Source organism: Paraburkholderia antibiotica (assembly GCF_012927125.1).
Lineage (GTDB): Bacteria > Pseudomonadota > Gammaproteobacteria > Burkholderiales > Burkholderiaceae > Paraburkholderia > Paraburkholderia antibiotica.
In genome coordinates this window covers 250,676-268,815 of record NZ_JABBFZ010000006.1, presented here as the reverse complement: position 1 = coordinate 268,815, position 18,140 = coordinate 250,676, and the positions used below count along the sequence as shown (strand labels likewise).

The following is an 18,140-nucleotide window of genomic DNA, read 5'->3' as shown; positions in this document are numbered from 1 at the left end:
GCCGCTTACTTCAAACGCCCCGCCAGGAACTGTTGCAAACGCTCGCTGCGCGGACTCGTCAGCACCTCGTGCGGATGCCCCTGTTCCTCGATCTTGCCCTGATGCAGGAACACCACATGATTCGACACGTTGCGCGCAAAGCCCATTTCGTGCGTGACGACGATCATCGTGCGACCTTCCTCGGCGAGCGCCTGCATCACCCGCAGCACTTCGCCGACCAGTTCCGGATCGAGCGCCGAGGTCGGCTCGTCGAACAGCATCACTTCGGGCTCCACTGCCAGCGCGCGGGCAATCGCCACGCGCTGCTGCTGACCGCCCGACAGATGCGACGGATATTTCTGCTCGGTATTGGCAGGCAATCCGACCTTGGTCAGATACTTGCGGGCGCGCGCCTCGGCGTCCGCCCGGCTCAGTCCGAGCACGCTGATCGGCGCCTCGATGATGTTCTCGAGTACCGTCATGTGCGCCCACAGATTGAAATGCTGGAACACCATCGACAGACGCGTACGCATCGTCTGCAATTGCTTCGGATTGCTTACGCGCAGCGAGCCGCCGCGATCGACGCTCGTTTGAATCTCTTCGCCGTTCAGCGTGATGCGTCCCGAGCACGGCGATTCGAGAAAATTGATGCACCTGAGGAAGGTGCTTTTCCCGGAGCCGCTCGACCCGATGAGGCTAATCACGTCGCCCGCCCTGGCCTTGAGCGAGACGCCCTTCAATACCTCGTTTTCGCCGAACTTCTTGTGCAGGTCGTCGACTGTCAGCTTGTACATGCTCTTGTGCTCCATCATGGCGCGCATGCGCCAGGGTTAATGCCCTTGCGGTTTCAGGTAAGCCAGCAAACGGATTTCCATCTTGCGGAAGCCCCAGATCAGCGAAAACACGATCGCCGCGTAGAGGATCGCCGCGATGCCGTACGCCTGAAAAGTGGCATAGGTGGCGGAGTTCACGTCGCGCGCAACCTTCAGGATGTCGGGGACGGTCGCGGTGAACGCGAGCGTCGTCGCGTGCAGCATCAGGATCACCTCGTTGCTGTACGAGGGCAGCGAGCGCCGCAGCGCCGAGGGCAGGATGATGCGCGTATAGAGCTTGTATTTCGACATCCCGTACGCGAGGGCTGCCTCGATCTCGCCGTGCGACGTCTCCTTGATCGCGCCGGCGAAAATCTCGGTGGCGTACGCGCATTCGTTCAGCGTGAACGCGAGCAGCGTGCAATACATCGCATTGCGAAAGAAGCTGTTCAGCATCTCGTGCTCGTGGATGAAATGCAGGCTGTAGAGGCCGGTATAAAACAGCAGCAGTTGCACGTAGAGCGGGGTGCCGCGGAACACGTACGTATAGAGCCACACGGGACCGGAGAGATAGCGGTTGCGCGAGGCGCGCGCGATCGCGAGCGGTACCGCCAGCGCGAAGCCGAGCCCGACGGAGACCACCAGCAGCCACAGCGTGATGACGAGGCCGTTGTAGTTGAAACCATCGGTGTACAGATAGTTCGGCCAGTATTGACGAATCAGTTCGATCACAGCGCGGCCCTCCGCACGCCGATCGAGTAGCGTTTCTCGAGGCGTTTCAGTGCGAGATTCGACACCGTCGTGATGGCCAGATAAATGGCGCCGGTGACGAGCGTGAAGAAGAAAAACGATTGCGTGCTTTTGCCCGCGTCCTGCGAGGCTTTCACGACATCGGCGAGACCGATGATCGACACCAGCGCGGTCGCTTTCACGAGCACCTGCCAGTTGTTGCCGATGCCGGGCAGCGCGAAGCGCATCATCTGCGGAAACAGGATGCGCGTGAACACGCGCCGCGCGCTCATGCCGTAGGCGAAGCCCGCTTCGAGCTGGCCGCGCGGTACGGACAGGAATGCGCCGCGAAACGTCTCGGTGAAATACGCGCCGTAGATGAAGCCCAGCGTGATGACGCCGGCCACGAACGGATCGATGTCGATCTGGTCGATGCCGACCGCGTCGGTCAGATCGTTGAGCCAGATCTGGATGCTGTAGAAGAGCAGCAGCATCAGCACGAGGTCGGGCACCGCGCGGATCAGCGTCGTGTACAGCGTGCCGATGCGCGACAGGATGCGGTTGGCCGATAGCTTGGCGGCCGCGCCGGCGAGGCCGAGCACGAACGCCGCCACGAGCGACAGCAGCGCGAGCTTGATGGTTTCCCACGTGCCCGCGAGGAGCAGCGGACCGAAGCCGTGAAAATTCATGGGAGTGTCCTTGATGAAGGCGCGCTGCGCGTGGCGGCGCGAAAGGCCAGGGCCTGGGTGGACGAGCGCGGCGTGGGCAAGGGCCCGGCCGCGCGCGCGACTAGCCGATCGTTGCGGATCGGCACGCGTCAGGCGAACGGGGGCTTAGCCGCCGTACACGTCGAACGAGAAATACTTCGACTCGATCTTCCTGTACGTGCCGTCCTTGATCATGTCGGCGATCGCCTTGTCGATCTTGTCCTTCAGTTCCGGGTCGTCCTTGCGCAGGCCGATCGCGGCCGCGCCGGTCGGGATTTCCGCGCCGGCGAACGCGAAGCCCGCGCCGCGCGGGGTCTTCAGGAAGCCGATGTCGGCCTGCACTTCGTCCTGCAGCGCGGCGTCGAGGCGGCCCGTCAGCAGGTCGGCGTAGACCTGATCCTGGTTCTGGTAGGGCAGCACGTTCACGCCCTTGGGCGCCCAGTTTTCCTTGGCGTAGGTTTCCTGGATCGTGCCTTGTTCGACGCCGATCGTCTTGCCCTTCAGCGACGCGGCCGTCGGCTGCAGCGGCGCGCCTTTCTTCGCGATGAGGCGCGTCGGCGTATTGAACAGCCTGGTCGAGAACGCGACCTGCTCGGCGCGCTGCGGCGTGATCGTCATCGACGACAGCACGCCGTCGAATTTCTTCGCCTTCAGGCCCGGAATCATCCCGTCGAAGTCCTGTTCGACCCACACGCACTTCGCATTCAGGCGGCGGCAGATTTCGTTGCCTAGGTCGACGTCGAAGCCGACCAGCTTGCCGTCAGGCGCTTTCGATTCGAACGGCGCGTAGCTCGCATCGACGCCGAAGCGCACGGTGGACCACTCTTTGGCGAACGCGCCGCTGGCGGCGAGCGCGATGGCGACGGACAAGGCAAGTTTCTTCATAAAGTCTCCGGGGTTGGACGGCCTGATCTGGAATTTCGGGCAACGGCAGCCTTGCCTTGCGGGCGTGGACCTGAACATGTCCGGGTGTGGTGGCCCATGCTCTGGGGTGCTATGTTGTATAGACAAATTATCCCGTACAGGTAAAGACGAACAATCGGGGTTAGTGCCTAGGGTAGGGTTTTTGTGCTGCGGTGAAATCCGTATAAACGCTTTATTTATATGGGTTTGCGGCGAATTTGTGGAACCTGTGGCCGGTGCCTGATTTTTATTTTTGGCGGCGATTTATTTCACGTGAAACATCTTGTCCATACAACTTGGTTGCGGCTGCGCGCCAGTAGGGATCTGTCCGGATGCGTGCGAGGACGCGCGCAAGCGCCTCGCCTTGCGACGATGCTGCAAGACGGGTGGGCGCCATCGGTGCGATGCGAGGGGGAGGGAAGAAAGAGGAGGGTGAAACCGCGCTACCGCTGCTACTGATGCTACCGCTGCTCTTGATGCGAAGGCTGCTGATACGTCATGTGCCCTTCTTCGTAGAGCGTGTAGATCAGCTCGAGCATCCGCTTGATGTCGGCCGATTCATCAAGCATACGCATGCTCATGATGATCGGCGACACGAGGTTCGGGTCGTCGAGGTCCTTGTATGCGACGTCGCCGCGCTGCAGCCCGTTCACGCTGGCCGGCACGATCGAAATGCCTTCGCCCGCGCCGACCAGCCCGAGCGCGATCTGCAACTCGCGGGTTTCGTACAGCCGATGCGGCTTCAACGCGCGATCGTGAAACGCGGCGAGCACCTGGTCCGCATAACTCGGCCGCGGCGACTTCGGAAAGATGATCAGCGTTTCGCTGACGAGATCGTGCAGCGACAATACCGGTTTCGTATCGACCAGCGGATGCCCCATCGGCAGCGCGACGATCATCCGCTCCTCACGCAGCACGACGCGTCGGATGCTCGGGTCTTCGTGGCGAATACGGCCGAAGCCGACGTCGATACGGCCTTCCTTCAGGGCCTTGATCTGATCCATCGTCGACAGCTCGTGCAGGCTCAGCTCGACCGCGCTGTTCTCGGTGCGAAAGCGCCGGATGATCTTCGGCAGCATCCCGTACAACGTCGAGCCGACGAAGCCGACCGACAGACTGCGCTCGATCTTGCCGACCCGCCGCGTCATCGCCTCGATTTCGGTGGTCTGCGCGAGCAACTGCACCGCGTGCGAATAGAAGAAGCGGCCCGCCTCGGTCAGCTTCAGCGGCCGAGAATTGCGCTCGAACAGTTGCACGCCGAGCGTGTCTTCGAGTTGCTGGATCTGGCGGCTGAGCGGGGGCTGCGCAATGTGCAGACGTTTGGCGGCCCGGGTGACGTTGCATTCTTCGGCAACCGCCACGAAGTAGCGCAGATGACGCAGTTCCATAAAAATACCTTTTAAGTATCGTCGTGATACTAAATCAGTGTTGGACGATGCGAATGATGGGCAACTATCCTTCAGTTACGGCAGACGCACCGAAAAATTATACCTTCCGGGCATTGACACTCGGTTCTGGTCGAAAGCGTCGGTCGGTCCCCCCGGAGACTGCGCGAGCCTCGCTGGCGCATGGGATCCAAGACCTAGAAAGAGTTCAGGAGCAGCAATGAGACATGCTGAAATCGAAACCCTTATGAAAGGGTTCTCTGGCGATACCGCGCAATGCAAAGCGGATCCGCAAGTGGATCCGCTCAGGCACCAGGTCGCGCTTCCCGTGCTGAAGGTCTCGCGCCTACGCACCGTGGCCTGAGCTTCGACGGAGGCACCCCGCCTCCATTCCCCGACGTAACAAGACCAAATCAACCGGCCTCGCCGCAGGCAGGCTGTTCCCTACGCGCGCGCTTTGCGCGCACCGACTGTCCGCATCAGGAGACAACCATGATTCCGATCTACCCGGATCACACTCCGCAACTGAAGAACATCGACGACTTCCTCGTGGAAGACCGCGAGAGCGGCGACTACCGCCTGCACCGCAGCGCCTTCACCGACGAACGTCTGTTCGAACTCGAAATGCAGCACATTTTCGAGGGCAACTGGATTTATCTCGCGCATGAGAGCCAGGTGCCGAACAACAACGATTACTTCACGACCTACATGGGCCGTCAGCCGGTCGTGATCGCGCGCAATCGTCAGGGCGAACTGAACGCGTTCATCAATTCGTGTACGCACCGCGGCGCGATGCTGTGCCGCCACAAGCGCGGCAACAAGGCAACCTATACCTGCCCGTTCCACGGCTGGACGTTCAACAACAGCGGCAAGCTGCTGAAGGTCAAAGACCCGACGGAAGCTGGCTATCCCGACTGCTTCAACAAGGAAGGCTCGCACGATCTGAAGAAGCTCGCGCGCTTCGCCAACTATCGCGGCTTCCTGTTCGGCAGCCTGAGCGAAGACGTGCCGCCGCTCGAGACGTTCCTCGGCGAGGCCGCCCGCATCATCGACATGATCGTCGACCAGTCGGAAGACGGACTGGAAGTGCTGCGCGGTTCGTCGACCTACACGTACGAAGGCAACTGGAAGCTGACCGCCGAAAACGGCGCGGACGGCTACCACGTGTCGGCGGTGCACTGGAACTACGCGGCAACCACCAATCACCGCAAGGAAGAGAACGCGCGCGAAGACAACATCCGCGCGATGGACGCCGGTACCTGGGGACGTCAGGGCGGCGGTTTCTACGCGTTCGAGCACGGCCATATGCTGCTGTGGACGCGCTGGTCCAATCCGGAAGACCGGCCGAACTTCAGCCGCCGCGAAGAATTCGCCGCACGCTGCGGCGCCGAGCGCGCGGACTGGATGATCCAGAACTCGCGCAACCTGTGTCTCTATCCGAACGTGTACCTGATGGACCAGTTTGGCTCGCAGATTCGCGTGCTGCGTCCACTGTCGGTCAACAAGACCGAAGTGACGATCTACTGCATCGCGCCGAAGGGCGAGTCCGACGAAGCGCGCTCGCGCCGCATCCGTCAGTACGAAGACTTCTTCAACGTCAGCGGTATGGCGACGCCCGACGACCTCGAGGAATTCCGCGCCTGCCAGCTCGGCTACGCGGGTCGCGCGGTCGAATGGAACGACATGTGCCGTGGTTCGAAGCACTGGATCGACGGTCCGGACGAAGCGGCGCAACGCATCGGCCTGAACCCGGTGATGAGCGGCGTGAAGACCGAAGACGAAGGGCTTTACACGGTGCAGCACCGTTACTGGGTCGACACGATGAAAAAAGCGCTGAACGCGCAAGGGAGCCTCGCATGAGCAAGATCGCCATCACCGACATTCAGGCCTTCCTGTTCCGCGAAAGCCGCCTGCTCGACGACGAGCAGTGGGACGAGTGGCTGACCTGCTATCACCCGGACGCATCGTTCTGGATGCCGTCGTGGGATGACGAGGACAAGCTCGTCACCGATCCGCAGCGCGAGATCTCGCTGATCTACTACCCGAACCGCCTGGGCCTCGAAGACCGCGTGTTCCGCATCAAGACCGAGCGTTCGAGCGCGACGATGCCCGACACGCGCACGAGCCACAACGTGGCCAACGTCGAAGTGGAGAGCGAGGAGAACGGTGTCTACACGGTGCGCTTCAACTGGCACACGCTGAGCCATCGCTATCGCACGAATTACAGCTACTTCGGCATGTCGCGCTACGTGATCGACTTCAACGGCGCGCAGCCGCAAATCCTGAGCAAGTACGTCGTACTGAAGAACGACTACATCAATCAGGTTATCGACATCTACCACATCTAGCCGGTGCGGTTTCAGGAGCCAGCTATGGAACACACTATTGCACTTCAGTTCGAAGACGGCGTGACGCGCTTTATCAGCTGCCGCGAGAACGAAACGCTGTCGGATGCCGCGTATCGGCAGAAGATCAACATTCCGCTCGACTGCCGCGAAGGCGCATGCGGTACGTGCCGCGGGATGTGCGAGTCGGGTACCTACGATCTGCCCGAGGAGAGTTACGTCGAGGACGCACTGACCCCCGAAGAAGCGGGCCAGGGCTATATCCTCGCGTGCCAGACGCGGCCACGTTCGGACATGGTGGTGCGCGTGCAGGCATCGTCGGCGGCGTGCAAGACCGGTGTGTCGCGTTTCGAGGGCACGCTCGCGGCAGTCGAGCGTCTGTCGGATTCGACGATCCACTTCTCGATCGACATCGATGGCGCGAGCGCGCCGAGCTTTCTCGCGGGCCAGTACGTGAACGTCGAGATTCCGGGCATGACCGGCGAGCATCGCTCGTACTCGTTCAGCTCGGCGCCGGGCGCGACGCGCGCGGCGTTCGTCGTGCGCAACGTGCCGGACGGCAAGATGAGCGGCTACCTGAGCAACGACGCGCAGCCGGGTCAGCGCATTGGCTTCACCGGCCCGTATGGCAGCTTCTATCTGCGCGACCCGCAGCGTCCCGTGTTGTTCCTCGCTGGCGGCACCGGCATCGCGCCGTTCCTGTCGATGCTCGACGTGCTGAAGGCGAGCGGCAACACGCAGCCGGTGCGGATGGTGTACGGTGTGACCAACGACATCGATCTGGTCGCGCTTGAACAGCTCGAAGAAGCGCAGCGCACGCTGCCGAACTTCAGCTACCGCACCTGCGTCGTCGACGCGGCGAGCGGCCATGAGCGCAAGGGCTACGTCACCGCGCACGTCGACAGCGAGTGGCTGAACAGCGGCGACGTCGATGTCTATCTGTGCGGGCCGGTGGCGATGGTCGAAGCGGTGCAGGGCTGGCTGCGCGACGGCAGCGTCGAGCCAGCGAACTTCTACTACGAAAAATTCTCGCCGAGCAACTGATATGACTTCGACCTTTATCGATCGCTTCAAGGACAAGGTTCTCGTCGTGACCGGCGCGGGTCAGGGCATCGGCCGCGGCGTCGCGTTGCGCGCGGCGCGCGAAGGCGCGGCTGTGGTGCTGGTCGACCGTTCGCCGATCGTGCACGAAGTGGCCGAGGAAATCGCACGCGCAGGCGGCGAGGCGCGCGCGTTCATCGCCGACCTCGAAACCTATGCGGGCGCGCTCGCGATGACGGCGTTCGCAATCGACACGTTCGGTCGCATCGACGCGCTGATCAACAACGTCGGCGGCACGATCTGGGCGAAGCCGTACGAAGCCTACGAGGCCGAGCAGATCGAAGCCGAGGTGCGGCGCTCGCTGTTCCCGACGCTGTGGTGCTGCCATGCGGTGCTGCCGGAGATGCTCAAGCGCAGCAGTGGCGCGATCGTCAACGTGTCGTCGATTGCGACGCGCAGCATTTACCGCGTGCCGTATGCGGCGTCGAAGGGCGGCGTCAATGCGCTGACCGCGAGCCTCGCGTTCGAGAACGCCGAGCGCGGCATTCGTATCAACGCGATCGCGACCGGCGGTACCGAAGCGCCGCCGCGCCGCGTGCCGCGCAACACCGCGCCGCAAAGCGAGCAGGAAGCGACGTGGTACCAGGGCATCGTCGATCAGACCATCGGGTCGAGCCTGATGCATCGCTATGGCACGATCGACGAACAGGTCAACGCGATCCTGTTCCTCGCATCGGACGAAGCGTCGTACATCACCGGCACGGTACTGCCGGTCGGCGGCGGCGACCTGGGTTAAAGCCCGGCGCGCTTCGGCTCGCCATACAACGGGGCATCGCGCGCGGCCGAAACGGCTCGCGCCGATGCCCTTCCTGTTGCTGTTCGCTCCTCCCTTCGCATTACGCGGAAATGACGCGGAAAATATGAACGGTGCCCATATGCTCCGCTGCGGTTGTCCTCCATACTGTCGGCCCGGAACGATCTCGCTGCCTGAACGCGCGCAACGCGCTTCGGTTCAGGCCTGGCGCACTGCCTCGACCCATATCAACGATGAATTCCACGAATAGTCAGGCGCCGACGACGCGCTCCATCGCGACCGACTGGTCGGTTTCCGCCATCGTGGCGGGTTTTCTGGCCGTGCTGATTTCCTACGCCGGTCCGCTCGTGATCTTCTTTCAGGCGGCGCAAGCGGCGCACATGCCCAACGAGATGGTGGCTTCGTGGGTATGGGGCATCTCGATCGGCGCGGCCGTGTCGGGCATCTTCGCGAGCTGGAAACTGAAAGTGCCGGTTGTCACCGCATGGTCGGCGCCCGGCACCGCGCTGCTGGTCGGTCTGTTTCCGGCGCTGACGCTGCATCAGGCGGTCGGCGCGTACATCACCGCGGCGGTGATCATTCTGCTGATCGGCGTGTCCGGCTATTTCGACCGGATGGTGCGCAGTATTCCCAAAGGCATCGCCTGCGGGATGATGGCCGGCATTCTGCTGCAGTTCGGCACGCACGCGTTCGCGGCCGCCGCGTCGATGCCGGCGCTGGCGTTCGGCATGATCGCCGCGTACATCGTTTTCAAGCGCTGTTTGCCGCGCTATTGCATCGTGCTGGTGCTGTTGACGGGGGTGGTGCTCGCCATCGCGCTGGGCGACGCGCATCTGAGCGAGTTGCCGCTGCATGCCACGCGGCCGATTTTCATCCAGCCCGAATGGACGCTGGGTTCGACGCTGAGCTTCGCGTTGCCGCTCGTCGTCGTGAGTCTGACCGGGCAGTTTCTGCCTGGCATGGCGATTCTGCGTGTGTCCGGCTATCACACGCCGGCCAGGCCGATCATTACCGCGACGAGTATCGCGTCGATCGGCGTGGCGTTTTTCGGCGGCATCACGATCGTGATCGCCGCGATTACCGCGGCGCTGTGCACCGGCAAGGATGCGCACGACGATGCCGACAGGCGCTATATCGCCGGCATTGCAAACGGTGTGTTCTATCTGATCGGCGGCACTTTCGCCGGCGCGATCGTTGCGCTGTTCACGATGTTGCCGAAAGAGTTCGTCGCGATTCTCGCGGGCCTTGCGCTGATCGGCGCGATCACGACGAACGTGATGGGCGCGATCCAGGACGAAGACCATCGCGAAGCCTCGGTCATCACGTTTCTGGCGACCGCGTCGGGCATGACCTTCCTCGGCCTCGGCTCCGCGTTCTGGGGCATCGTGATCGGCACGTTCGCGTATCTGGTGTTGAACAAGGTACGGCGCTGATTGCGGTTCGGCGACCGCGCGAACGGCAGCCAACCTTCATTGCAGGCGGCCGATGCGGGCACGGGTTGCGCGGCTTTCGTGCCGGGCTTGGCTTCGGCTTCGACGGCTTACGGGCTTGAGCCTCGCGGCTTATGGCTCACACAGCTCACGGCCGCGCGCCAAGCGCCTGATACAGCGCCGCCGTATCGGCATAGCGTTGCGCGGCGGCTTTGGTGCGATCGAGTCCCGTCTGCAAGGCCTGCCGTTGCGTGTCGAGCAGCGTCAACTGACTGATCCCGCCCGCCGCATAGCGCTCACCGGCGATACCGGCGGCGCGTTGCGCGCTGCGCTGCGCGGCGTCGAGTGCCTGCAGCGCGAGCGCATCCTGATCGAGCGCACGCAGCGCGTCGGCGACCTGTTGCAGCCCTTGCAGCACGGTCTGTTTGTAGACGGCGAGCGCCGCCTGCCACGCCGCTTCGGACGAACGCTTGCGAGCCAGCAGCTCGCCGCCGTGAAAGAGCGGCTGCGTGAGACCCGCACCGAAACTCCACACATTGAACCCCGTCAGCAGATCCGCCACGTTCAGGCGTTCCGTCGCCGCGCTGCCCGACAGCGTGATGCGCGGATACATATTCGCGGTCGCGACGCCGACGTTCGCGCTGGCCTGATGCAACAGCGCCTCGGACGCGCGGATGTCGGGCCGCTGTTGCGCGAGCGTCGACGGTAAGGTCAGCGGCAGATCGGTCGGCAGCACCAGGGTATCGAGATCGAGCGAGGCGAGATCGTGCGTGGTCGCGAGTTCAGCCGGGGCCCGGCCCAGATAGATCGCGAGCTGGTGATCGGTCTGCGCGAGCTGGGTGCGCAACGGCGGCAAGCTCGCGCGCGTTTGCTCCACCAGCGTGCGTTGGCTCAACAGATCGACCTCGGCGATTCCGCCTGCCTGATAGCGCCGCCCGGCGATGTCGAGTTGCTCCGTCTGGATAGCGAGCAGTGCTTCGGTGAGCGCGATCTGCCGCGCGAGCGACGCGCGCCGGATCGCCGCCGTCACGACATTGCCGGCGACCGTCAGGCGCGCGGCCTCGAGTTCGTACTGCTGATAGTCGACCTGCGCGGCCACCGCTTCGAGCGCACGGCGATTCGCGCCGAACAGATCGAGCGTGTACGACACCGTGACCTGCGCGCTGTACAGCGTGAACGGCGCGAAGCTGCGGCCCTGCGCGAGTTCGCCGAAGCCGAGTGCTTGCGGATCGACCTTCTCGCGTGTTGTGGAAAGATTCGCGTCGACGCTCGGCCATTGTGTGCCGCCTGCCTGCGCGCGATAGTCCTGCTGCGCCTGTTCGAGTTTCGCGCGGGCCTCGGCGAGCGTCGGGCTGTCGTCGAGTGCCTGCTGGACGAGCGTGTCCAGCAGCGGCGAGCCGAACGCGCGCCACCAGCCGTCGCCTGGCGTCTGCGCGGGCACGAAGTGTTGCGCGGCACCGCCGGGGTCCGCCGATGCGACGGTGCTCGCCGCGAGCGGTGCGGTGGTGTAGCTCGACACCGCGACCGCGTCGGGGCGATGGAAATCGGGGCCAACGGTGCATGCGCTGAGCACCACACCCACGCCGCAGACGGCAAGCCGCTGCACAGCCGCAAGCAACGCGTTGCTACGAACGGCGCTGTAACGAACAGCAGCGCAACGTACGGGAGCGCAACGAACAGCGCGACAACGAAAGGCAAAAGCGGCATCCATGGCGGCCTTCCTCAATCGAGCGTGCGCCGGTAGAACTTCACGGCAATGCCCATCACCACACACAGAAAGATCAGCAGCGGCCACACGTGCGGCCACATGTCGGTCCACCCGACACCCTTGAGCAGAATGCCGCGCACGAGCCGGTTGAAATAGGTGAGCGGCAGCAGGTTGCCGATGAACTGCGCCCACTTCGGCATGCCCGCGAACGGAAACATGAAGCCGGAGAGCAGGATGTTCGGCAGGAAGTAAAACATTGTCAGTTGCATCGCCTGCAACTGGTTTTGCGCGAGCGACGACAACGTGATGCCGATGGTCAGATTGGCCGCGACGAACAGCAGCGCGGACAGATACAGCGCGACGAGGCTGCCCTCGAACGGCACATGAAACACGAAGCGCGCGGCGACCAGAATGATGCTCACCTGGACCAGGCCGATCGCCACGTAAGGCACGATTTTGCCGGTCATCACTTCCATTGGCAGCACCGGTGTGGCGAGCAGATTTTCCATCGTGCCGCGCTCGCGTTCGCGGGTGATCGCGAGGCCGGTCATCATGACCATCGTCATCGTCAGGATCACGCCCATCAGGCCCGGCACGACGTTGTACTGGGTCACGCTCTCGGGGTTGTAGAGACGGTGCAGTTGCACGTCGAACGCGGTGGGGCCGCTCGCGAGCGAGGTGAGCGGACCCGTGAGGTCCTTCTGCAGCACCGATTGCACGATCGACGGCAGCGCGCCGAGCGCGGTGGAGACCGCGGTCGGGTCGGTCGCGTCGGCTTCGACGAGCAGCGAAGGATGCGCGCCCTTGACCAGCTCGCGCGTGAAGCCGACCGGAATGTTCAGCACGAACAGCACCTTGCCTTGCGCGAGCGCGCGGCGGCCGGACTCTTCGTCGGGCAGTGTCGACACGATGTCGAAGTAGTCGGAGTTGCGCATCGCGACGACGAAGCTGCGCGTGAACTCGCTGTGATCGGCGGCGATCACGGCGGTCGGCAGATGCTTCGGGTCGGTGTTGATCGCGAAACCGAACAGCGCCATTTGCATGATCGGCAGGCCGATCATCATCGCAAACGTCACGCGGTCGCGTTTCAGTTGCAGAAACTCCTTACGCACGATGCTCCACCAGCGGGTCAGCGAAAAGCGCGGCAACGACGATAGCGGCTTCACGATGCCTGATCCGCGGACGATGCGGCGTAGTTGTCGGTCGAGCGGTTCATCATGAAGATGAAGACGTCTTCGAGACCGGTGTCCTGCGGTTCGATCCGCAGCGACGGTTGCGAGTGCGCCAGCTTTTCGAGCGTCGCATGTAGCGCGGGCGTGTCCGGGCCGCTCACATGCAGCGACGAACCGAACGCAACCGTCTGTTCGACGCCGGGCGAGCGGCGCAGTTGCTCGCCGAGTTCGACGAGGTTCGCGCCGTACACGGCCCATGTCGAGAGACCTTGCGCCGCGATGATCTCCTGCGACGTACCCTGCGCGAGCAGCTTGCCATACGCGATATAGGCGAGCTTGTGGCAGCGCTCGGCTTCGTCCATGTAGTGCGTGCTGACCAGCACGGAAATGCCGTTTGCCGCGAGACGGTGCAGCTCTTCCCAGAAGTCGCGCCGCGCGCTCGGATCGACGCCCGCGGTCGGCTCGTCGAGTAATAGCAGATCCGGCTCGTGCAGCATGCACGCGGCCAGCGCGAGGCGCTGTTTCCAGCCGCCCGACAGCGCGCCGGCCAGTTGCTTCGCGCGGCTTGCGAGGCCGAGCTGTTCGAGCGCGCGGTCCACCGCCTCGCGGCGATTCTTCATTTCGTAGATGCGCGCGACGAAGTCGAGGTTTTCGCGGATCGTCAGGTCTTCCCAATAGGAGAAGCGTTGCGTCATGTAGCCGGCGTGTCGCTTGATCTGCGCGCTGTCGCGCACGATGTCGTAACCGAGACACGTGCCGCTGCCGGAGTCGGGCGTAAGCAGACCGCACATCATGCGGATGCAGGTGGTCTTGCCGCTGCCGTTCGGACCGAGAAAGCCGAAGATCTCGCCGCGTCGCACGCGTAGCGATACGTCGTTGACGACGTGCTTCGTGCCGAAATGCTTGTTCAGCCCGTGCACGTCGATCGCGTACACGGGTTCGTTCGCGTGGCCGGCGGTGGCGGCGGGCGTGTTCATTGCAGCGTCACCATGACGGGCTGGCCGGGGCGCAGCTTCGGCGCATCGGCCGGCTGCGGTTTCGCTTCGACCATGAAGACGAGCTTGGAGCGGTTTTCGTTGCTGTAGATCACCGGCGGCGTGTACTCGGCCTGGTTCGAAATGAAGCTGAGCACGGCGGGCACGTCGGCCGCGCAGCCGTCGCAATGAATCGACACGTGCCGGCCCGGCGCGAGCGAGCCGACCACCGCCTCGGGCACGAAGAAGCGCACCTTGACGTTTTCCGGCGGCAGCAGGCGCACGACCGGACTGCCGGCCGGCACCCATTCACCGCTGCGATACATCGTGTCGAACACGAGGCCGCCGTGCGGCGCGCGCACGCTTTTCTGATCGAGCTTCCATTGGGCCTGGCCGAGCTGAGCCTGGGCCGCGTCGACCTGCGCCTGTTGCGCGCGGATCTGTTCGAGACGTCCGGGCAGTCGCGCGACGCTCACCTGGCTTTGCAGTTCGCGCACGCGCGCCGCGCTCGACAGCGCATTGGCGCGCGAGTCGTCGAGCTGGCTTTGCGCGATGCCGCCCGCGCGCAGCTGCAGTTCGTCGCGACGATACTGGGTCGCGGCGCGCGCCGCGTCGGCTTCGGCCTGCACGAGTTGCGCGCGGGTCACGTCGACTTCCGGCGGGCGCTTGCCGGTGCCGAGGTCGGCGAGTTGGGCACGGGCCGCGCGGAGTTGCTCGTTGGCCTGCGCGACGGCTTCGGTCTCGTTGCGCGCTTCGAGCGTGAAGAGCGGCGCGTCCTGTGCGACAGTCTGTCCGCGCGCTACCGACAATTCGGTCAGTTGTCCGGCCTGTGACGACGCGAGATAGACGAACTCGCCTTCCACATAGCCTTGCCATGTATTCGCGGGTGGTCGCGAGCAGCCCGCGACGATGAGACACAGCGCGAGCACGGCAGTGAGCGGCGATTTCCGCGGGACTTTCATCGGCAATTTGAGCGCGAGCGCAATCATGACGGCTTCCTGTTCGCGCGACGAGCCGGAGGTGTCGGCGCGTCCGCCGCATTCACACTCATTCCATGCGTCAGCAGCGCGACGACATGGCGTTCGAGCGACGCACGCCCGAACGAGGCGCGCGGATTCAGACGCTGCCAGATTTTCGCGGTGGCCTGCGGCAGCATCACGAGTGCGAGCACGGAGTTGAAAAGCAGCAACGGCTCGATCTGCGTATTCAGTTGGCCCGACGCGCAGCCGCGTGCGATGTTCTGCGCAAATCCGGCAAGCCTATGCACGGGGATGTGCGCGAACGCGCGTTCGCGTAGCAGTCCGCCCTCGTTGACGATTTCCCGCAGCCATAGCGAAGGCAGCCACGGCATTTTTTCGGTGACGTCGAACATCCGCTTGACGAGACCTTGCGTGAGCGCGAGCGGATCGTCGTGCTCGGCATCGACCGGATCCCAGATCACGCCGAACGCGGCGACGAGCTTTTCCTCGAAGAGCGCATCGAGCAGTTTTTCGCGCGTCTGGAACCAGTAGTGCACCATCGCCGACGTCACGCCGCTCGCCGCCGCGATCTGCGCGACCGTCGTATTGGCGATGCCGCGCTCGGCAAACAGCGCCACGGCGACATCGAGCAGATGTTCGCGCGCGTCGAAGTCCTGCGCATGAGGACGGCGACCCGTGCGGGGACGGGCTGGTGCGCTCATATCGAATGACTAATTGATGAGTTAGTTAGTTTTAAGTCATTGATAGTAGGAGATTTTCAGGCGAGGTCAGGGAGGGGAAACCCTGGCTCCGGGCCTTGGCCTTGGCCTCGGGTGGACGGCGCCGCTGGGCCAGCGGCGGCGCGTTGTTCGCTATTTGTTCGCGGTTACTTCGAAGAACTACAGATACTCGACATTGCCATCCACGCTGATCGCCTGACCCGACACATTGCGGCCGGCCGGCGACGCCAGAAAGAGCGCCATCGCGGCGATGTCGTCGACGGTGACCATGCGGCGCAGCGAGATCTTTTCGAGGTACTCGCTCTTCATCTGCTCGAAGTCGATGCCAAGCGTTTGCGCGCGCGCGGCAATCACGCGGTCCATCCGCTCGCCTTCGACGACACCCGGCAGAATCGCATTGACGCGGATATTGCTCGGCCCGAGTTCGACCGCGAGCGACTTCACCATGCCAACGATCGCCCACTTGGTCGCCGCATACGGCGTGCGGAACGCGTAGCCGAGCCGGCCTGCCACCGACGCCATCGCGATGATGCACGGCTGCGTCGAGGTTTCCTTCAGCAGCGGCACCGCGCGATGCAGGAAGTAGTACTGGCTGTTGAGGTTCGTCTCGACCGTGCGTTCCCACTGCTGCGGATCGATTTCGTCGACGCCGCCGGTCGGCCCCGCAATGCCCGCGTTGTTGATGAGCACGTCGAGTCCGCCGAGCTTGCTGCGGGCATCGTCGACGATGCGGTCGACCTGCTCGCGGTTCGACACGTCGGCGACGCCGACATGAAGGCGCGGGTTTGCGCTTTTCGCCTTGTCGATGGCGGCCGGGTCGACGTCGCATACGTAGACGTTGGCGCCGACGTCGAGAAACGCTTGCGCGATCGCCGCGCCGATGCCGGCGGCCGCGCCCGAAATCAGCACGCGCAGACCGGGGGTGGGTTTCAGAAGATCGATGGTTTTCATATTCGTGTTCGTGTTCGTGTTCGGTATTCGGCTATTCGGTGACGCGTCAATCGCGTCGATAAGCGTCGATAGAAGTTGGTACGCGCGCCGGTTCGGCACGGCGCCTTACGACTCCGCATTCACCAGCGCCTGGTTCGGCGCCGCGTCGCCCAGCCCTTGCGATTGAATCGCCTTCGCCAGCAGCGGCACCAGCAACAGCCCGAGAATTGACGCGCCGACCACCACGGAGAGGCCCGACGAACTCTTACCCGACGCGCTCTCGGCTAGCCCGAACAGATAAGGCCCGACGAAGCCGCCGATCAGCCCGATCGTATTGATGAACGCGAGGCCGGCCGCGGCCTGGATGCCGTGCAGCCACTTCATCGACATCGCCCAGTAGAGCGGCAGTACGCCACCCGCGAAGAACGCGGTCACGACGAACAGCACGAGTTGCGCCGGCACCCAGTTCGTCGTCTTGAACAGCAGCGCGCTGACGACGAGCCCCGCGGTCAGCACGCCGAGATAGCGGCAATCGTTGCTTACGCGTCGATGAATGCGCGGCACCACCAGCACGCCGATCAGAAAGCCGATACCGACGCCGCCCGACAGCAGACCGATCATGAACGGCGACTGCACGTGCATCTGCTGGATGATCGACGGTGTGAAGAACACCAGCCCGACCAGCGCGACCTGATTGAGGAAATAGATCAGGCCGATCAGCACGGTGGCCGGGCGCTTCAGTGCCGCGATCCAGTCGGGCGAGAAGAGACCCGCATGCGCGGCTTCGGGCACCGCGCGCGCTTCGAGCACGGTCGCTTCGTCGCGCGAGAGCCAGCGCGCGTCGGACGGCCGATCCGGCAGCTTGAACCAGACGAGCACGCCGACGAGGATGGTCGGAAGTCCTTCGATCAGGAACAGCCATTGCCAGCCATGCAGACCGCCGATGCCGTCCATCTGCATCAGCAGGCCGCCGATCGGATTGCCGATCACCAGCGCGAGCGCGGGCGCGATATAGATCCAGCCCACCACGATCGAACGATCCTTCGGCGCGAACCACAGCGTCACCATATACATTAGCGCCGGGAACAAGCCTGCTTCGGCGATGCCGAGCAGCACGCGGATCGTGTAGAACGACGCTTCGCCCTGCACGAACATCATCGCCGCCGACAATGCGCCCCACGTGACCGCGATCCGCGCGATCCAGCGGCGCGGCCCCACCCGATGCGCGATGAGATTGCTCGGCACTTCGAGCAGCGCGTAGCCGATGAAGAAAATGCCCGCGCCGAGACCGTATGCGGCGGCGCTGATGCCGAGGTCGGCCGCGAGTCGGGCCTTCGCGAGCGACACGTTGGTGCGGTCCAGATACGACATGAAATAGATCGCGCACATTAGCGGAATGATCCGCCACATTGCCTTGTGCGTCGCGAGACGATGCAGCAGATTGCCGTCGCCGGTGAGCTGGTTTGCCATGTTGTCTCCACCAAATATTGCGCGTTGTTGTTGTCGGGTTGC

The 18,140-nt window shown here is 63.7% G+C and carries 17 protein-coding genes; 5 read left to right on the top strand and 12 right to left on the bottom strand.

What is annotated here, in order from left to right; translation table 11 throughout:
* Positions 1-5: 5 nt before the first annotated feature.
* The 5 genes from HHL14_RS13810 to HHL14_RS13790 all read right to left on the bottom strand — a co-directional run bounded on the left by HHL14_RS13810 (position 6) and on the right by HHL14_RS13790 (position 4,518).
* Complete coding sequence (locus HHL14_RS13810) at positions 6-773, bottom strand: ABC transporter ATP-binding protein (RefSeq protein WP_169498154.1); 768 nt, start codon at positions 771-773, stop codon at positions 6-8.
* Positions 774-809: 36 nt separating this feature from the next.
* Positions 810-1,523 (bottom strand): ABC transporter permease, encoded by a 714-nt coding sequence (locus tag HHL14_RS13805; protein WP_169498153.1) that lies wholly within the window; start codon positions 1,521-1,523, stop codon positions 810-812.
* A complete protein-coding gene (locus tag HHL14_RS13800; protein ID WP_169498152.1) occupies positions 1,520-2,209 on the bottom strand; it encodes an ABC transporter permease in 690 nt (229 codons plus the stop codon). The genes HHL14_RS13805 and HHL14_RS13800 overlap by 4 nt, the downstream gene beginning before the upstream one ends.
* Positions 2,210-2,353: 144 nt before the next feature.
* Positions 2,354-3,112, bottom strand: coding sequence for an ABC transporter substrate-binding protein (locus HHL14_RS13795; RefSeq protein ID WP_169498151.1), 759 nt, complete (start codon positions 3,110-3,112; stop codon positions 2,354-2,356).
* A gap of 479 nt (positions 3,113-3,591) precedes the next feature.
* The gene (locus tag HHL14_RS13790) at positions 3,592-4,518 is read right to left on the bottom strand and encodes a LysR family transcriptional regulator (protein ID WP_169498150.1); all 927 of its coding nucleotides are present in this window, start codon (positions 4,516-4,518) and stop codon (positions 3,592-3,594) included.
* Positions 4,519-5,007: 489 nt separating this feature from the next.
* Between HHL14_RS13790 and benA the strand changes: the two genes are divergently transcribed.
* The 5 genes from benA to HHL14_RS13765 all read left to right on the top strand — a co-directional run bounded on the left by benA (position 5,008) and on the right by HHL14_RS13765 (position 10,148).
* Positions 5,008-6,375, top strand: coding sequence for a benzoate 1,2-dioxygenase large subunit (gene benA / locus HHL14_RS13785; RefSeq protein WP_169498149.1), 1,368 nt, complete (start codon positions 5,008-5,010; stop codon positions 6,373-6,375).
* Complete coding sequence (gene benB, locus HHL14_RS13780; protein ID WP_169498148.1) at positions 6,372-6,863, top strand: benzoate 1,2-dioxygenase small subunit; 492 nt, start codon at positions 6,372-6,374, stop codon at positions 6,861-6,863. Before benA ends, benB begins: the two co-directional genes overlap by 4 nt.
* A 24-nt stretch (positions 6,864-6,887) precedes the next feature.
* On the top strand, positions 6,888-7,904 hold the full coding sequence (benC, locus tag HHL14_RS13775) for a benzoate 1,2-dioxygenase electron transfer component BenC (RefSeq protein ID WP_169498147.1): 1,017 nt from the start codon (positions 6,888-6,890) through the stop codon (positions 7,902-7,904).
* Between the two features lies 1 nt (position 7,905).
* Positions 7,906-8,697 (top strand): 1,6-dihydroxycyclohexa-2,4-diene-1-carboxylate dehydrogenase, encoded by a 792-nt coding sequence (locus tag HHL14_RS13770; protein WP_169498146.1) that lies wholly within the window; start codon positions 7,906-7,908, stop codon positions 8,695-8,697.
* Between the two features lie 251 nt (positions 8,698-8,948).
* The gene (locus HHL14_RS13765; RefSeq protein WP_169498145.1) at positions 8,949-10,148 is read left to right on the top strand and encodes a benzoate/H(+) symporter BenE family transporter; all 1,200 of its coding nucleotides are present in this window, start codon (positions 8,949-8,951) and stop codon (positions 10,146-10,148) included.
* A 145-nt stretch (positions 10,149-10,293) separates the two neighbouring features.
* Here the strand turns inward: HHL14_RS13765 and HHL14_RS13760 are convergent, their stop codons facing one another.
* From HHL14_RS13760 to HHL14_RS13730, 7 genes are all read right to left on the bottom strand, one after another.
* On the bottom strand, positions 10,294-11,856 hold the full coding sequence (locus HHL14_RS13760) for an efflux transporter outer membrane subunit (protein ID WP_169498144.1): 1,563 nt from the start codon (positions 11,854-11,856) through the stop codon (positions 10,294-10,296).
* An 11-nt stretch (positions 11,857-11,867) separates the two neighbouring features.
* Positions 11,868-13,019, bottom strand: coding sequence for an ABC transporter permease (locus HHL14_RS13755; protein WP_169498143.1), 1,152 nt, complete (start codon positions 13,017-13,019; stop codon positions 11,868-11,870).
* Positions 13,016-14,002, bottom strand: a complete 987-nt coding sequence (locus HHL14_RS13750) for an ABC transporter ATP-binding protein (protein WP_169498142.1) — start codon at positions 14,000-14,002, stop codon at positions 13,016-13,018. Before HHL14_RS13750 ends, HHL14_RS13755 begins: the two co-directional genes overlap by 4 nt.
* Positions 13,999-14,961, bottom strand: a complete 963-nt coding sequence (locus HHL14_RS13745) for an HlyD family secretion protein (protein ID WP_169498222.1) — start codon at positions 14,959-14,961, stop codon at positions 13,999-14,001. The genes HHL14_RS13750 and HHL14_RS13745 overlap by 4 nt, the downstream gene beginning before the upstream one ends.
* 23 nt (positions 14,962-14,984) lie before the next feature.
* Positions 14,985-15,680, bottom strand: a complete 696-nt coding sequence (locus HHL14_RS13740; RefSeq protein WP_169498141.1) for a TetR/AcrR family transcriptional regulator — start codon at positions 15,678-15,680, stop codon at positions 14,985-14,987.
* Positions 15,681-15,857: 177 nt separating this feature from the next.
* On the bottom strand, positions 15,858-16,649 hold the full coding sequence (locus HHL14_RS13735) for an SDR family oxidoreductase (protein WP_169498140.1): 792 nt from the start codon (positions 16,647-16,649) through the stop codon (positions 15,858-15,860).
* A gap of 105 nt (positions 16,650-16,754) precedes the next feature.
* On the bottom strand, positions 16,755-18,098 hold the full coding sequence (locus HHL14_RS13730) for an MFS transporter (RefSeq protein WP_169498139.1): 1,344 nt from the start codon (positions 18,096-18,098) through the stop codon (positions 16,755-16,757).
* Between the last annotated feature and the right edge of the window lie 42 nt (positions 18,099-18,140).

Excerpts from the sequence above, each read along its gene's own strand:
- HHL14_RS13810 (WP_169498154.1), bottom strand. The coding sequence starts at position 773 with ATGTACAAGCTGACAGTCGACGACCTGCACAAGAAGTTCGGCGAAAAC.
- HHL14_RS13800 (WP_169498152.1), bottom strand. The coding sequence starts at position 2,209 with ATGAATTTTCACGGCTTCGGTCCGCTGCTCCTCGCGGGCACGTGGGAA.
- HHL14_RS13795 (WP_169498151.1), bottom strand. The coding sequence starts at position 3,112 with ATGAAGAAACTTGCCTTGTCCGTCGCCATCGCGCTCGCCGCCAGCGGC.
- HHL14_RS13790 (WP_169498150.1), bottom strand. The coding sequence starts at position 4,518 with ATGGAACTGCGTCATCTGCGCTACTTCGTGGCGGTTGCCGAAGAATGC.
- benA (WP_169498149.1), top strand. The coding sequence starts at position 5,008 with ATGATTCCGATCTACCCGGATCACACTCCGCAACTGAAGAACATCGAC.
- benB (WP_169498148.1), top strand. The coding sequence starts at position 6,372 with ATGAGCAAGATCGCCATCACCGACATTCAGGCCTTCCTGTTCCGCGAA.
- benC (WP_169498147.1), top strand. The coding sequence starts at position 6,888 with ATGGAACACACTATTGCACTTCAGTTCGAAGACGGCGTGACGCGCTTT.
- HHL14_RS13770 (WP_169498146.1), top strand. The coding sequence starts at position 7,906 with ATGACTTCGACCTTTATCGATCGCTTCAAGGACAAGGTTCTCGTCGTG.
- HHL14_RS13765 (WP_169498145.1), top strand. The coding sequence starts at position 8,949 with ATGAATTCCACGAATAGTCAGGCGCCGACGACGCGCTCCATCGCGACC.
- HHL14_RS13760 (WP_169498144.1), bottom strand. The coding sequence starts at position 11,856 with ATGGATGCCGCTTTTGCCTTTCGTTGTCGCGCTGTTCGTTGCGCTCCC.
- HHL14_RS13750 (WP_169498142.1), bottom strand. The coding sequence starts at position 14,002 with ATGAACACGCCCGCCGCCACCGCCGGCCACGCGAACGAACCCGTGTAC.
- HHL14_RS13745 (WP_169498222.1), bottom strand. The coding sequence starts at position 14,961 with ATGAAAGTCCCGCGGAAATCGCCGCTCACTGCCGTGCTCGCGCTGTGT.
- HHL14_RS13740 (WP_169498141.1), bottom strand. The coding sequence starts at position 15,680 with ATGAGCGCACCAGCCCGTCCCCGCACGGGTCGCCGTCCTCATGCGCAG.
- HHL14_RS13735 (WP_169498140.1), bottom strand. The coding sequence starts at position 16,649 with ATGAAAACCATCGATCTTCTGAAACCCACCCCCGGTCTGCGCGTGCTG.
- HHL14_RS13730 (WP_169498139.1), bottom strand. The coding sequence starts at position 18,098 with ATGGCAAACCAGCTCACCGGCGACGGCAATCTGCTGCATCGTCTCGCG.